Source organism: Microcoleus sp. POL10_C6 (genome assembly GCF_036701585.1).
In the GTDB taxonomy this organism is placed as follows: Bacteria; Cyanobacteriota; Cyanobacteriia; order Cyanobacteriales; family Microcoleaceae; genus Microcoleus.
Genome location: NZ_JAUBRB010000012.1, coordinates 115,828 through 130,828, shown reverse-complemented (window position 1 = coordinate 130,828; position 15,001 = coordinate 115,828). Strand labels below are relative to the sequence as shown.

Here is a 15,001-nt window from a genome sequence, read left to right as displayed (position 1 = left end):
CGAATTCAAGTTCGAGCGCCCGAATTCAAGTTCGAGCGGCCGAATTCACATTATAAGTAATTACCCGAACCTGATATAAATCACCGATAAATCATAGCAATCAATCTGCGTTAATCCGCGTGCATCGGCGGTTAACAAATCCTCACCCTACAAACGCGGCCGCAATCCATAATGACGGTAACGCCAATAATCGCGCAAAATCCGATCGTGATCGAAACACAATTCACGAGGAATCTGCCAAGATTCAAAAATTTTTAAACTTTTAGCATCATCGGCGGCTTGAGGTTCGCCCGTTGCAGAAGCCAAGAATACAATACTGATAGTGTGTTCGCGGGCGTCGCGATTTGGGTCAGAATAAACGTAAAACTGCTCAATTAATTCTACATTCAAACTTGTTTCTTCTAAAGCTTCGCGTTTTGCCGCCGTTTCTACCGCTTCCCCGTAATCGACAAAACCGCCGGGAATTGCCCAGCCGTAGGGAATATTGCGGCGTTCGATGAGTATGATCGGCCGATGGGGGCGATCGGCTAATTCGATGATAATATCAACTGTAGGAGCGGGATTTCGATAAGTCATACCATTTTAGATTAAAGAATTGAATAATGTATCGTTGCAGTTTAACTGTGGAACCGGCATCTTGCCCGTTACTGAGAATGCTGCACAATGTGCGATCGACCTCACCTACAGTTCTACAATATACTTGCATATAATGTACGGATTGCGATCGCCGACCAAAAAGAGAGATTGAAAGTATGCCTAAGTGGCTGGGAAAAGTTTTAGGTATCGGTACGGGTACAATCATCCTCCTCGGTGCGACTGGATACTGGTACGTTTTTATTGCCGGGGCACCTCAGTTAGACCCTCCGAAAGTAGTAGTAGATGCCAACTTAAATTTTGAACTCAAAACATATAAAAGTGCAGCTATGAATTCAGAGCGCACCTATGGCTTAATTTTGCCGCCTGGGTACGCAAATAATCTCAAACAGCGCTATCCAGTGATTTTTTTGCTGCACGGCGGGCACGGAGACGCGCGCGCTTATCAGGACAAAGCCGCTGTTACTTCTGTGCTTCACAATTTATATAAAAGCAAAAGATTGCCGCCATCAATTGTAATTACTCCTGACGGGAACGACAAGCGGGGTACGAGTCCTTTGTGGGACCCGCAGTATTTTGACGGGCCCAACGGTAAGGTGGGAAGTGCCATCGGCTCCGAGTTAGTGTCCATCGTAAAATCGCGCTACAGAACGCTGGAAGACCCCAAATTCTGGGCAATGGGAGGACAATCTTCCGGGGGTTGGGGAGCTTTTAATATCGGTTTGCGCTACTTGAATAATTTTAATATTCTGTTCAGCCACAGCGGTTATTTTACAGATCAAAGCGGCAAGGCTAACAGTCCTAAATATTTAGTGGAAAAACTCCCTGTTAAAGATAAACAGCAGTTGCGCGCTTATTTGGATGCGGGGGAAGCAGACGAAAAATTTCTGATTTCCACTCAACAGTTCCACGAGCAATTAAACAGTTTGGGTATAGCCAACGAGTTTAAAAAATTTCCGGGAGGACACGGGATTGTTGGCCCGGATGTCGGTTGGAATTATTGGCACAAGCATTTAGCCGATTCTTTGAGCTATGTTGGAAAACAGTTTAAAATATCACTGGCAACACAGAAAAATTAGAAAGGTCAACAGTGTTACCCCAAAAAACTAGGATTGGACTCTGGACTGCATCATTTTTAACCGGATTGGTAGGAGTTATTAACCTGCTGTCTGCTGTAACTCCCAGTTTACCCGATCGCCGAAATTGGTTGGAGCCATTTTTTCCTTTTCCCGTGCGTGCGGGCGGCCATTTTTTTGCAGCAGTTATCGGCTTTATGCTGCTAACTCTGGCCACTAATTTGTTGCGGCGCAAGCGGATTGCTTGGTTGCTGACGGTGGGATTGTTAATCGTTTCTATTGTAATTCATTTAGTCAAGGGATTAGATGTTGAAGAAAGCTTGCTTTCTGGGGTGCTGCTGTTTCAGTTGTTGGTGATGCGACAGACGTTTACGGCTAAATCCGATCGCCCTTCAATTGCTCAAGGAATCCGGGTTTTGCTGGGGGCTTTGCTGTTTACGCTGGCCTACGGGACGGCGGGTTTTTATATTCTGGATGGGGGTTTTCAAGTTAACGGACAAGCGGTTAATTTCGATTGGGACGATGCTATATTCCAAACTGTTGCCATGTTTTTTACGGCGGACAATGCGGGGTTGGTTCCGCAAACTCGGTTTGCTAACTTTTTTGCGGATTCGATTTATGCTGTAGGTACGGTAACGCTTGGTTACGCACTTTTAATGCTTCTGCGGCCGGTGCTGCTGCGAAATTCGGCAAGTATTTCGGAACGGAATAAAGCTCAAGAAGTTGTAGCAAAATATGGGCGGACAACCCTAGCAAGACTGGCGTTGCTTCAGGATAAATCTTATTATTTTAGTCCTTCGGGAAAAAGTACGATCGCCTACGTGCCGAAAGGTAGAGGTGCGATCGGTTTGGGAGACCCCATCGGGCCTGTTGAAGACCGCAAAGAAGCAATTCTAGGGTTTCAAGAATTTTGCTATCGCAATGATTGGTATCCAGCATTTTATCAAACTTTGCCCCAGGATCTAGAAATGTATTCTACTCTCGGTTTTCGAGTGGTGCAAATTGGCGAAGAAGCTATTGTCAATCTCAAAACTTTTACTCTCAAAGGCAAGAGCAATCAAAACTTGAGAACTGCTATCAACCGACTTACAAAAGCTGGTTATCAAATTGAATTTTACGAACCTCCTTTAAGTTCCGAATTGATACGGCAAATGAAACTTGTGAGCGACGAGTGGCTGCAAATAGTTCAGGGTGCGGAAAAAAAGTTTTCGGTGGGTTGGTTTGACGAGGCATATTTGCGGGAAACTCGCGCCGTAGCACTCCACACTCCCGACGGTAGAATTAGTGCTTTTGCTAATATGATATCGGCGGGAGATGGGGTAGTTGGAGTTGATTTAATGCGGCGTCGCACTGAGGTGGAAAATGGCACGATGGAGTGTTTGTTTGCTTCGATGTTGCAGCATTGTCAAGAATTGGGATATCAAGAATTTGATTTGGGTTTGTCTGCTTTGGCGGGAGTGGGAGAATCTGAGAAATGTGGGCGGTTGGAAAAGGTTTTAATTTATCTTTCGGCTCACTTGAGCAAGTTTTATAATTTTAAGGGATTGCACAGTTTTAAAGATAAGTTTGGGCCGCGGTGGGAACCGCGTTATTTTGTTTATCCGAGTTTGGGAAGTTTGCCGGATGTTGTGGTTGCTTTGATTCGGGCCGATTCGGGCGATCGACTTTTGGATTATTTGCGGCCGGGAGGGTAAGCGATTTTGGATTTTAGATTGGGGAGGAATGACTGGTTCCCAGGCGTTTGCCGAAAGGTGCCGTTAACTGGTTCCCAGGCTCTGCCTTAACTGGTTCCCAGGCTCCAGCCTGGTAACGAGTAAAAGAGCCTGGCTTGGGGCAAAGGAGGAGGCAGAGCCTCCGGATCTGCGTTCCCAGGCTAGAGCCTGGGAACGAGCAATCAAAACATTCATGCTAAACCCCGAATTAGTACGCGCTGCTTTTGCAAAACCTCTGAGTACAGCTTTTCCAACTCAGTAATATTCTGACTGAGAGTGTATCGCTCCATCGCCCGTTGGCGTGCTTTTTGACCAAGCAGCATTCCCAACTCAGGATGATCGCAAAACAGCGGCAGCAAGGTTTGCAACTGACTTCGTACCCGCTGAGTATTCAAAACTATCCCCGCGCCTTCCTCCAAGGCCTCGCCGTCAGCACCGGCATCGGTTGCCAAACAAGCTAAACCGCAGGCCATCGCTTCCAGCAGCGACAGCGACAGTCCCTCCACCAAAGAAGGCAAAATAAATACGTCTGCACCCCGCAGAATTTCGATCCGGCGTTCCTCCTCGGCAACAAATCCGAGCCACACAATGCCATCATCTTCGCCGTAAAACAGTTGCAGCGAGGCGGCTAGGGGCCCGTCGCCTACGATAGCCAATACGTTCCCAGGGCCAAAATTACAGTGTTTCCAGGCCTTGAGCATCGACTCGACATTTTTCTCCTGGGCAATGCGGCCTTGGTAAACAAAAATTCGATCGGCCTTTAATTCCGACTTCAACCCCGAAGGCCCGGGCGAATATTTAACAGCATCCACGCCGTTGGGAATCACAGCCACCCGTTCCTGTGGCACTCCTAACTTGACCAATATATCCCGCTGAATCTGAGAAAAAACGATCGTCGAGTCGTAGTTAGCCAAAAACGGAGCGTACAGTTGATACATCAGGTGTTGGGTTCCCGATGTCAAATTCCGCAATTTGCGATCGAACGGCGGGTGAAAAGTCGCCACCAGAGGCAAATTCAATTCTTGACAAATTTCCGGCAGCAGAAAGTCTAGAGGCGAAAGCGTCAGGGAAGCGTGAACCACATCGGGTTTGAGCCGCCGCAGAGATTTCATCAGCACTGTGCGGGACTTGAGAGTGGGAATCGTATAAATTTGCGATTTGTAGTGACAGGGTAAAGAGACTTCGTTGCAACTGGCGGACGAGAGCGAAGTGGTATATGAGGTTTGAGTAATTCCCTTTCCCCATGAACCATTTGCCATGCTCCACCCCGTATTGTTCCTGTCCAGTGAGTCCGCCTCTTGGGCAAAGTGCAGGAAACTAACCTGGTATCCCCGGTCTAATAGTGCGTTGGTGACTTCCCTGGAGTAAGTGACGTTACCGCAAAAAGGTGATTTTTTTCCTAGCCAAGCGATGTGCATTCCAGTAAATCAGAGTTTGTTATTTATTTAGATTCGATCGACTTTGCTATTACTGCTACGGAAAATATACCAGGTTAAGACACCCCCAGCCATCGCTAATCCTGCTAAAGCCAAAAATACTGTCGGCAAACCCAGAAATGTTTCGGCTACCCCGGCCAAAGCCAACGGTAAACTCAAAGCGATATTAGTGGCATTGTTTTGCAGCCCGAAGACTTTTCCCCGCATTTCTTCTGGAGTTTCTGCTTGAATTGTAGTCTGCATCGGCACTCCCACCAATGAGGCAAATAAACCCAACAGGGTAATGAACAGCACCGATAGCCACAAATGGTGTGTAAATGCAGAAAGGCCCATCAGAGCAAGTGCCATGCCAATCGAGCCGATTAAACTCAGTTGAGAGTGAGAAAATTTATGGCCGAGATAGCCGACTGTCGTCGCCCCAGCAGCCATGCCAACGCCCACCGCCGCCAGCAAAAAGCCAAATTGTGATGCTTTCATACCGGGGAGGATTTCCGCCAGCCGCACTGCTAGAACTGCCAAGGCTGCAAAAATGGAAAATAGAATAATTAGTTGAATTAAAGCATTGCGGACTTTGGGTTGATCGTTGATGTAACGCAGCCCATCTCGCAAATCTGCTAAGGGGTGCGGCGGTTCGTGTTCGACTTCGTTTTTTTCGCCTGTTTTCATCGACAGCAACAGCACTCCGGCGAAGGCGTAACTTCCGCCTACTACTAATTCTTTGCCGATGCCGAGTCCGCCGCCGAGGTTGGAAAATAGGGTGTCGGCTAAAGCTAGTAAGGGTTCTCCCACTGCGAAGCCAATAATCACCGACCCCATCATGGTTGTGGTGTAGAGGGAGTTTGCCGATAGCAGGTGGCGGCGTTCCACAATTAGGGGAATCACTGACTGTTCTGCTGGGGCGAAAAATTGAGTTAGAGTCGAGACTAGGAATGTTACTAGCAGCAGCAAGCAGAATCCGAGTGGCAGTTGACCGAGTTCCCACCCGTCAGAGAGCCACAGCAGCACGGGCAAGGTTAACACAAAGGCTCCCCGCAGCAGGTTTGTGGCGACGAGCACTGCTTTTTTCGACCAGCGATCGACATACACGCCTGCAGCGGCCCCGAACAGCACTGCGGGAATGGTAAAGGCAATCATGATTGCCGATACCCACCTGCTGATGGTTTGATCTGGCGCTTGAAAGCGGCTGGCTACGAGGGCGATCGTCAGTACGAGATAAACTTTATCTGCTAGTTGGGAGAAAACTTGCCCACTCCACAATGCTAGAAAATTTGGGTTTTTGAGCACTGGCAGAAATCCCGTTTGTTTTTCGGGAATTTCGGCTACTGCTTCGGAGAGTTCTGCTGCTGGCTCTGGTGTGGGAACCGGGGGGATTGCTTCGGGCTGTGGGCTATTGCCCTTGTTCCAGTCTGGTGCTGGAGTTGTGGGGTATTTATCCATTTCTGGGTCTGGGACGTTGCTCCATTGTCGATCGGCGGAGACGGGATAAGAGTCAAACTCTGGAAAATTTTCTCGTTCTTCCATCTTGTGGTGGGTTACGGCTAAAACAGATATTGTCAAATCAGAATCAGACAGTCGCATCATAGAATTTGGGGTGGATAGCCTGGGGTGGTTGAGGTTGGGGGGATGGGAATTTGAATTTGAGGTGGTTAACCCCTAAGTTTATTAATAATCTCGTAACTTTATCTCTATCTATTATCTGATGTCGCAACAACCTTGAGAATTTACCTGAAATTGCCTACAGGTTCGGGTATCCCCCCGGCTGGAGGTGCGATGTACGATCGCCCCTTCACCTATTTAAATCCACACTCAAAATTTAAAACTCAAAACTCTCTAGGTAGGTGTCGATCGAGCTTCCCGACCGAATCGTGCAACCTAAATGATACTGGGCATATTGTCGCAAAATATTTTCTACTGATACCCAAGTTGTTCGATCGGCAATCCCCTCTCCTAGTTCTGGACTAGCCAACTGTTGCAGCGCTGCTAATTCCTTAGCATTTATCTCGAAATTTGTCAAGTGTTTGCTGCCATTTGTTTGTCGGGAACGGGATGTGGATTTGTACAAGCTACCGATTTCTGAAGAGAGTTCTGCCTCTAGGTTAGCTAGCTCGGACAAGCTGAAGGTTCCCCCAGAGGGTATACTAAACCCGGTTTGCCAGTTCGGATCGGTGAAATTTGGGATGAGCGGGTGTCTGGTGGCGCAGCAAACTTGGACTTGGGGCGCGAGGCCGGCTAAGGCTAGCAGGTGAAAAATGCCGTGGCTGAGGTGGGCGACAAGCACGGCGGCGGATTGGATTTCTGTGCGATCGGACAAACGCTCTAAACGGCTCAAATGTTCGCCCAGCAACCAAAAAAGTTCTTCTTGGGGCTCATCGGAAAGGGCGCTGGCGATCGCTAATTCGGCCAGATATTGCGCCGCGGAGAGTTTTCCGAGGTTGCGGCTCAAACCCGGATGGGATTGTACCGTGTCGGCTTGGGTAATTTTGTCGAGCGATCGGCCTTTGGCAATTAGCAATTCGTTGACAACAAATAATTCACTTCTACCGCCAATGGTCGATCGTTGTTTGCGAACACCCGGTGCTACGGCTCGAATTAAGCCGAATTCCCGCGTCAAAATTGTCAGCACTCGATCGGATTCGCCCATCGGCGCACTCTTAAGATTGATTCCAGTTGCTTTGTAAGTTCGAGTCACTCGATTTTAGATTTTAGATTTTAGATTTTAGATTTACAAGGACAGTAGCAAAAACAGTCCGCGACGCAGAACTTTTATTAGATACTCGTTACCAAGCTCTGCCTGGTAACGCAGATCCAGAGGCTCTGCCTCCTAATCCCAGCCGAGGCAGAGCCTCTAAATATGGATTCCCAGGCCGAGGCTTGGAACCAGTTAATGACTAATGACAATTGCCCACTGTCAACTGACAACTGTCTAATGACTTTTATCTAAATTATCCCGCTGGCGAAGTAATTCAGGCCCGCGAGAAGTCCCCAAACGAGTTGCCCCAGCTACTACCAAATCTAGAGCTTGTTCATGAGTACGAATTCCGCCCGCCGCTTTAATCCCGATCCTTCCCTTCGTAACTTCCTTCAGCAGTCGTACATCGTCAACTTTCGCCGGGCCAAAAAAGCCAGTGTTGGTTTTGATGTAGGCGACGCCGGCTTCCATACAAATCTCAGCCGCTAATTGTTTTTCGGCATCGGAAAGGAGCGAACTTTCGATAATTGCTTTAATGGTGAGATTGGTTTCTTCGCAAATTTGGGCTAGTTCCCGGTGGAATGCGTCGATTCTTCCAGCTTTCAACAATCCTAAGTTAACGGAGACATCTAACTCTACGGCTCCATTATCTGCTGCTTCTAGAGCTTCGTAAACTTTCACCGTTGAAGTCGAAGCACCGGTGGGAAAACCTATAACTGTACAGACTTTGGGACGTTTGCCGTGCAGCAGCTCAACTGCTTGTCTGACGTAGGCGGGATACACGCAAACTGTGACAAAGCCAAATCTCTCTGCTTGTTGGCAACAGTGTTCTACTTGCTCTGGCGTAGCGGTGGGGTCGATCAGGCCGTAGTCGATCAAGGGGGCAATATCGATGTCTGCCTGGTTTGCAGCCATTGCTGTTTTTTCTCCGAAGTAACTACTTCCTTATTATGTAGCGAATTTACCAAAATCTTCGACCGAAAGCAGCCTGGGTAGAACCCCCCGGATTCATCCGTGAGGTCGCTTTCCCCAATTCTTCAATCAAAAATCAAAAATCAAAAATCGATTGACTTTACTCCGAGCTCGATCGAGTACAAATATTCAATTTGCTGCTCGTAAAAACTCTTGTGGGAATTGGTTTCTCAATTAAAATCAAAAAAATAATATTTTGGTATCTGCCTTTAGATACATTTTTGATCTTTCTTTAGGTATACTTTGTTAAAAGGAGTTACGGTAGAGCCTGCGTCAGCTACGCTAGGGCAGAGCCTGGTAGCGGCTACTGTTTTTACTTTTAGTAGTGCTTTAAAAACATAAAAGCCAGTGCCAAGCATGAATCATTTAGAACTCGAACAAGAAATTGGGAAGATGGCTAGAGCGATGATGACTCGCAATAGCTTAATTGGTAAGGATTTGATTGCGGATCTCAGAGGGAGGCTGCCTGTTGACAGTTTAGCTGCTTTGATGATTGTCAGTATTGAGCGTTTGATTTGGTATGACTGTGAGTCCGTGATCTGGAGTTTGAGTTATTTGATTCCTGCTGACGTGATGGAAGAAATTCGCCGAATCACTGCCCTGGTTGTTTGCCAGCGGTTGATGGGCAAGGGTTTTGTGCTGGGGAAAGATTTTAGTATTGATGGAACAGGCCAGTTGATGTTGAGTGAGAATGCTAAAACAGCAGTTGTGGTTGCTTAAATTGAGCAAGCAGAAGTAGAAGCTATTAGCACTAGGAGATTTGCAGTTAGACTTGGGGCGCCCTAGGACTCTTTGTGTAACTGCAAACCTAATTCGGGATGCGGTGGTAAGAGTTGCGTGATTCACCGAAGAACGAGACGGAAGCCCCTGGCTTTAGACATGGGGAGGAAGTCGGTAGCGGTTTCAACCGCCGACCATATTTTTTGATTGGTGGTTTTGTAGGCATACTTGAATCTTTAATCAAGAATACTATGCTAATATAAACCCAGGAGGAAAACAGAGTGTATGGATGCCAGCAAAATCTAATTAGTCCAGACAAAGACTTGAAAGCAATCTTAGAGTTTTTGTGCAGTGAAGCCTCAAAGTTAATTAATTGTGGAACTTATTATGCCCGACAACTCTTCTTCAAAACGGGAAGGATACCGAGTAAAGCCAAGCTGCATAAAGTTCTAGGAACGGACAATCGGAACATTCATTACAAAGCTTTTTATTCAGATACCGCACAGCAGATATGGAGTAGCGTGGCTGAATCTTTCAATTCCTATGTAGGCTTACTGGCTGGAGTTAAAGAAGGGACAGTGACGCAACATCCAAGACTTCCTGGATACAGACAAGGCGGATTAGCGCTGGTGACATTTACAGGTAGATCGGTCAAATTAAAAGATGGAATGTTACGATTTCCTTTAGGGAAGCAAATTAAAGCTTGGTTTGGCATAGATGCGTTCTATCTAACCATGCCATCTAACTTAGAACATTCTTCTATTCGAGAGTATAGGCTCTTGCCTAGAAATGGATGTTTCTATCTGGAATTGGTTTACCAAAAAGAAGCTGTCCAATCCTCTGTTACCGTTGATTCTGTATTGATGATAGATCATGGGATGGACAACTGGATAACTTGTGTTAGCAATATTGGAACTTCATTTATCGTAGACGGAAGGCATCTCAAGTCCATCAACCAAGGCTATAACAAACGAGTGGCAACCTTGATGTCGGGAAAAGATAATGGATTCTGGTCGAAAAGACTGGAACGGCTAACCGAAAACAGAAATAGAACAATGCGGGATGCAGTTAATAAAGCTGCTCGTAAAGTCATCAATCATTGTGTATCATCCCAGATAGGTACAGTCATATTTGGATGGAACACGAATCAGAAAGATTTGATAAATATGGGTACAAAGACCAATCAAAAATTTGTTCAGATTCCCACGAGTAGGTTAAAAGATAGAATAGCTCAACTGTGCGAACAGTACGGAATCAAATTCGTCGAAACCGAAGAATCATATACTTCAAAAACTTCATTTCTCGATGGTGACGAACTGCCTAAAGTCGGCGAAAAACCCGAGTGGTGGAAAGCTTCTGGAACAAGAGTAAAACGTGGATTATATCGGACAGCGAAGGGGTGGCTAATTAATGCAGACTGCAATGGCTGTGCAAATATTGGTCGGAAAGTAGCAACAATACTTGGAATTGATCTTAGTGGAGTTGGTAGAGGTGACTTGTCAGCACCTGTAAGACTTAAATTATGGTCTTATGAATCCCCGTCCCTTTAGGGCTGGGGAGATGTCAAGCAGAGTTAAGATTCGCAGCAGCTCTAAAAAACGATGAGTGCGGTTAGGTAAAAGAGCTTTTTACTAGAGGAAAATAGTTAGTTTTGACCGCAAATTGTTGAGGTTGTTACGGGCAGTGTGTACGGGCGATCCCCCTGTATCAAATTTTTCAGATTTTTAGTGGAATTACAGTTTTATTCCAGGTATGGTTTCATGTAGAATCATCCCTAAGATAGATACAAAATATTATGAACTTAATCCAAAACTTGGAAGCGGCTTGGTATTACCATCTGGGTTCGCGCCACCTCGAAGCTAACGATGATCATGGTGCTCTGGCGAACTTTAACAGAGCTTTGAAGTTGCAATCAGATCATTATAAGGCTTGGTTCGGCCGAGGTATGGCTTTGGGGAATTTAGAACGGCACTTAGAGGCGCTGAAGAGTTTTGATGAAGCCTTGGCGGTGCAGCCGAATGCGAGCTTTGGCTGGCACAACCGGGCTATTGCTTTAGGAAAGTTGGGCGAGTGGTTGGAGGCTCTCAATAGTTTTGACCGGGCTCTGGAGTTCAGTCCGTGCGCGGCGAGTATTTGGCACAACCGAGGACTGACGCTGATCGATATGGGGCTTTACGAGAAGGCGGTTCTGAGTTTTGATCGCTGTTTAAATTTGTACCCGGAGGCTGCTTGGGCGTGGTACAACCGAGGTAATGCCCTATTGGAACTCAAGCTTTACTATCAGGCACTCAACAGTTTTGAGCGGGCGATCGAGTTTAAGCCTGACGATGCGAAGGCTTGGTACAATCGCGGTATAGCTGCGAACTCTATGGGACTTTACAAACAAGCAGTGGCTAGTTTTAGCCGATCGATCGCTCTACAACCGGGCAGAGCCGAGGCTGTGGGCGAACGGAGAGTAGCTTTGGAGAAATTAGTAGGTTTAAATCAGAGAAATGGCAAGTTTACTCCCACATCTGAGCGTCCCTTTGAGGATTATTTGATCTGGTACAACCGGGGTGTGGAATTGGCGCGAAAAGGCTGCTACTCTGAGGCGATTGCTTGCTACGAAACAGTTTTAGAAATAAATCCTGATTTTGCTAACGCTTTTTACAATAAAGCTTGCTGTTATGCTCTACTGGGATTTGCTGATTTAGCCCTTGACAATTTGCAGCGGGCTATGGAGTTGATCCCTAATTTATACCGAGAGCTAGCTTTAGCTGACTCGGATTTAAGCTGCATTTGGAAACAAGAACGTTTTGAGGCGCTGATCCAAGGTTGATTTTACGCAAAAAAACAGCCCCCCAATCGGGCGAGCTGTTTTTTTGGCGGGCGCACATTCGATCGCCCTCAAGAGTATTTCTGCAATCTTTGCTATTGCACAGAAACTCGGATTGAGGGCTTGACCGGCCTCTTGGCAACTACGATTACCCGGTAAGTGCCGGACTCGGGGAGTTGAGCAAAAGTTTGACCTTCGCCTTGATCCAGGAGTTGTCCCGACGGAGATTCGATCGCCAGATCTAGATTTTTGGTGCTAGCTGTGACCCTAATTGTCTGTCCCTGCTTGCCTTGAACCGTGATAGGCTGGATTTGGTAGCCGGACATTTTGAGTTTGACTGTGGCTTGTTTTTCCTTGAATGCTATGGGAATTGCGCGATCGGGCCTATAAGTCCACTTGGCGTTAAAGTCGCGTCCTAGTACGAAGCTGGTGGTTTCACCTTTGGGGGTAACTCGCACGCGGTAGATACCTGACTCTGGCAACTGGCCAATCCACTGATTATCTGATTTTTCAATAACCCCCATATTTTCACCATTGGGACTGTACAGTTCGGCTGTCAGTTGTCCCGCCCACAGGGAGAGAGTGAGTTCTCGCCCTTTGATGCCTTCAAAAATATAGGTGGTGGGTTGGTTGATTGTTTCTCGGATTTCCGAGGTTGACATTCGCTTGATTGGTTCGAGGTTTGAAACTGATTCAGAGGTAACGGATTTGTTAAGGGTTTCTGTAATTTCCGAGGCAGCCATCAGCTCGCTCGGCGAAATTTTGGGGGCTACTGGGCTGGCAAATACTGATTTTGCCGTCATCATAAGTAGCATTCCAGTCAGTAAAATTAGTTTTTTCATGTCGCACGTCTGAGGGGGGGTAAGGAGTTGTATATGGTTACTTGTGTTTGCCTGTTTTCACCGGATTAAATCTGGCGATCGCACAGAGGCTACAGCAGCATAGAGGATACACGTAAATATCCCGTACTTGCACAAAACCTGATGGTAGCAGATTGGCAGTGCGGGAGCTAAGTAGTAGGCTCTGTTTTTCCGGACATTTCAATGATACTACCTACGCATAATATCATCAGAGAATATTAGTAATTGGGTCGAGGAAAATTAAAGCTGTTTCCCAGGATCTTGTTAAAAAAATGCCCACACCCAAAAAACGCGGTGTTTTGGATTCTGGCTCTGCCTTACTACTAGACAACTGCTAGACCCCCACGGGGTTACAGCCCCTCGTATTACTTCGTTTTTGACAATCGCCTAATTATGTAGGGCGCTGCCAACCGCACCTTACCATATTTGTAGCACGTCCAACCCGGGTTTTCGTAAGTTTTGATCCTGTATTTTCCTAGGGCCGATTTAGTCAGAATCTCTGATACAAACGGGTTTATCACTGCCAAATCTGCCCTACCAGACAAGGTTAATTTGTATTACGAACCTGCCAGAATTTTTAGGTAAGCTTCTACTGTTTTGGACAACCCCATTTCTAGCGCTTCCGCAATTAAAGCATGACCAATTGATACTTCGAGTATATCAGGAATAGAGCAAAATTTAGCTAAGTTTTGCAAATTTAAATCATGTCCGGCATTCACTCCCAAACCTGCTGATTGAGCGGCTTGAGCTGCTAAGACATATTGTTGAAAAACAAATTCTACTCTACCTTCGCGAAAAGCAGTTGCGTAGGGTTCCGTGTACAGTTCTACTCGGTCTGCTCCAACTTCTTTTGCTAGTGGCATGAGAGCAGCATCTGCCTCCATAAACAAGCTGACTCTGATACCATTGTCTTTTAATTTTTCAATGATTGGTAAGAGCCGATCGCGATTTTCGGGAATATTCCAACCGCTATCCGATGTTAGCACGTCTGGAGCGTCTGGGACTAAGGTACACTGAGCCGGTTTTACGTCGCAAACTATATCCATAAATGGCGGCTGAAACGGATTTCCTTCGATGTTGAACTCAACGGTTAGCATTTTAGCTAATTCGTAAACATCCGCAGCTTTGATGTGCCTTTCGTCGGGGCGGGGATGGACTGTAACGCCGTGGGCTCCGGCGGCAATTACTGTTTTTGCGGCTTCAGTAACGCTGGGGATGCCGATGTTTCGAGAGTTTCTGAGGAGGGCGATTCTGTTGATGTTGACGCTGAGTTTTGTCACGGGATGTCACTCTTTAAGGTTGATGCTACTATATTATCGCTTTCGGTACGAAACCTTGAGCCTATTGCGGTAGTGTTAAGGTGTTATCAAAGTAAAAATTAGCTTCTGCAAGCGGTAAACTTTCTGCAAAGAAAGCCTCAGCTATTTGCTGTTTTGCTGCCAAATCTTCAAGGTTGGCGATGCAGAAAAGGGGTGCAACGCGATCGACTATTTCGGGCGGAAAGTCTCGGCTGAAATATTTTAGTTCAAAATCGTATCTGTGGGGACGGTAAATCATGCCCAACAGTTCGACTAAGGGTAGAAGCGTCCAATTGTGATAGTTGCCGATCGCATCTACTAAATGTCCGCGATAAATCTCTTTTTTAACCAGAGGTTGCAGCAAATCGAAACGGATTTTTAGGTCGTTGAATCTCGACTGCATTGTAGATAAATGTTTGCTTATATCGACAGGATGCGGTACAATTAGATTAACTTTGTCGAAGGCGATCGGCACTTTTCCGTGTCTCTCTATTTCCAGGAAATCGTTGCGGCTGCTGCGCCGAAAAACGGCGAAATCAATTAGCAAAAACGGCGGGGTTTCTTTGAGCCGCCAGAAGCACTGCGATTGACCGTGCCAAGCGGGTTCGGGAACTCGATATTTGAGTTCGATTTCGGCAATTTCGGCGAGGGTTTTTTCAACAATATCCAATGTTTCTTCCACGCAGTTATCTTCAACCACAACCGCAATATCGAGGTCTGACCACTCGTCGGTGTATCCGTGGGCTGCTGAACCTCCTTGCCACAAAGCGAGAACAAAATCTAAAGGTTCTAAGGTGGAAACAATCTTTTCGAGAATGATTTGTCTCAT

At 46.5% G+C, this 15,001-nt stretch carries 14 protein-coding genes; 6 read left to right on the top strand and 8 right to left on the bottom strand.

Translation table 11 applies throughout. The features are described from left to right. Nucleotides 1-147: 147 nt before the first annotated feature. On the bottom strand, nt 148-576 hold the full coding sequence (locus QUA34_RS09505; protein ID WP_333332486.1) for an NUDIX hydrolase: 429 nt from the start codon (nt 574-576) through the stop codon (nt 148-150). Nucleotides 577-595: 19 nt separating this feature from the next. Here QUA34_RS09505 and QUA34_RS09500 point away from each other — a divergent pair, with 19 nt between their 5' ends. Genes QUA34_RS09500 through QUA34_RS09490 form a run of 3 tightly spaced genes read left to right on the top strand, consistent with a single transcriptional unit; the run spans nt 596 to nt 3,364 of the window. Further along, the gene (locus QUA34_RS09500; RefSeq protein ID WP_333086190.1) at nt 596-748 is read left to right on the top strand and encodes a hypothetical protein; all 153 of its coding nucleotides are present in this window, start codon (nt 596-598) and stop codon (nt 746-748) included. A gap of 4 nt (nt 749-752) precedes the next feature. Then, nucleotides 753-1,673: an alpha/beta hydrolase-fold protein gene (locus tag QUA34_RS09495; RefSeq protein WP_333332489.1), complete on the top strand. Its 921-nt coding sequence runs from the start codon at nt 753-755 to the stop codon at nt 1,671-1,673. Nucleotides 1,674-1,684: 11 nt separating this feature from the next. Then, the gene (locus tag QUA34_RS09490) at nt 1,685-3,364 is read left to right on the top strand and encodes a phosphatidylglycerol lysyltransferase domain-containing protein (RefSeq protein WP_333332492.1); all 1,680 of its coding nucleotides are present in this window, start codon (nt 1,685-1,687) and stop codon (nt 3,362-3,364) included. A gap of 209 nt (nt 3,365-3,573) precedes the next feature. Here the strand turns inward: QUA34_RS09490 and QUA34_RS09485 are convergent, their stop codons facing one another. From QUA34_RS09485 to deoC, 4 genes are all read right to left on the bottom strand, one after another. Continuing rightward, nucleotides 3,574-4,800, bottom strand: a complete 1,227-nt coding sequence (locus QUA34_RS09485; protein WP_333332495.1) for a glycosyltransferase family 4 protein — start codon at nt 4,798-4,800, stop codon at nt 3,574-3,576. Between the two features lie 27 nt (nt 4,801-4,827). Next, nucleotides 4,828-6,399, bottom strand: a complete 1,572-nt coding sequence (locus QUA34_RS09480) for an MFS transporter (RefSeq protein WP_333385962.1) — start codon at nt 6,397-6,399, stop codon at nt 4,828-4,830. A gap of 232 nt (nt 6,400-6,631) precedes the next feature. Then, nucleotides 6,632-7,507, bottom strand: coding sequence for a DNA repair protein RecO (gene recO / locus QUA34_RS09475; RefSeq protein ID WP_333385958.1), 876 nt, complete (start codon nt 7,505-7,507; stop codon nt 6,632-6,634). 234 nt (nt 7,508-7,741) lie between these two features. Further along, nucleotides 7,742-8,422 (bottom strand): deoxyribose-phosphate aldolase, encoded by a 681-nt coding sequence (gene deoC, locus QUA34_RS09470; protein WP_333385955.1) that lies wholly within the window; start codon nt 8,420-8,422, stop codon nt 7,742-7,744. 414 nt (nt 8,423-8,836) lie between these two features. On the opposite strand from deoC, the gene QUA34_RS09465 reads away from it, so the two are divergent. The 3 genes from QUA34_RS09465 (at nt 8,837) to QUA34_RS09455 (ending at nt 12,017) form a co-directional block, all read left to right on the top strand. Then, on the top strand, nt 8,837-9,199 hold the full coding sequence (locus QUA34_RS09465; protein ID WP_333215283.1) for a hypothetical protein: 363 nt from the start codon (nt 8,837-8,839) through the stop codon (nt 9,197-9,199). Between the two features lie 281 nt (nt 9,200-9,480). After that, nucleotides 9,481-10,749, top strand: a complete 1,269-nt coding sequence (locus QUA34_RS09460; RefSeq protein ID WP_333385952.1) for a transposase — start codon at nt 9,481-9,483, stop codon at nt 10,747-10,749. Between the two features lie 245 nt (nt 10,750-10,994). After that, on the top strand, nt 10,995-12,017 hold the full coding sequence (locus QUA34_RS09455; protein ID WP_333082473.1) for a tetratricopeptide repeat protein: 1,023 nt from the start codon (nt 10,995-10,997) through the stop codon (nt 12,015-12,017). Between the two features lie 92 nt (nt 12,018-12,109). Here QUA34_RS09455 and QUA34_RS09450 read toward each other — a convergent pair whose 3' ends face one another. The 3 genes from QUA34_RS09450 to QUA34_RS09440 form a co-directional block, all read right to left on the bottom strand. Further along, nucleotides 12,110-12,856 carry a hypothetical protein gene (locus QUA34_RS09450; RefSeq protein WP_333385949.1) on the bottom strand — a complete coding sequence of 249 codons (747 nt, stop codon included), beginning with the start codon at nt 12,854-12,856 and terminating at the stop codon, nt 12,110-12,112. A 575-nt stretch (nt 12,857-13,431) separates the two neighbouring features. Further along, nucleotides 13,432-14,154 (bottom strand): pyridoxine 5'-phosphate synthase, encoded by a 723-nt coding sequence (locus tag QUA34_RS09445; protein WP_333082475.1) that lies wholly within the window; start codon nt 14,152-14,154, stop codon nt 13,432-13,434. Nucleotides 14,155-14,215: 61 nt separating this feature from the next. Next, complete coding sequence (locus QUA34_RS09440) at nt 14,216-15,001, bottom strand: nucleotidyltransferase domain-containing protein (RefSeq protein ID WP_333385947.1); 786 nt, start codon at nt 14,999-15,001, stop codon at nt 14,216-14,218.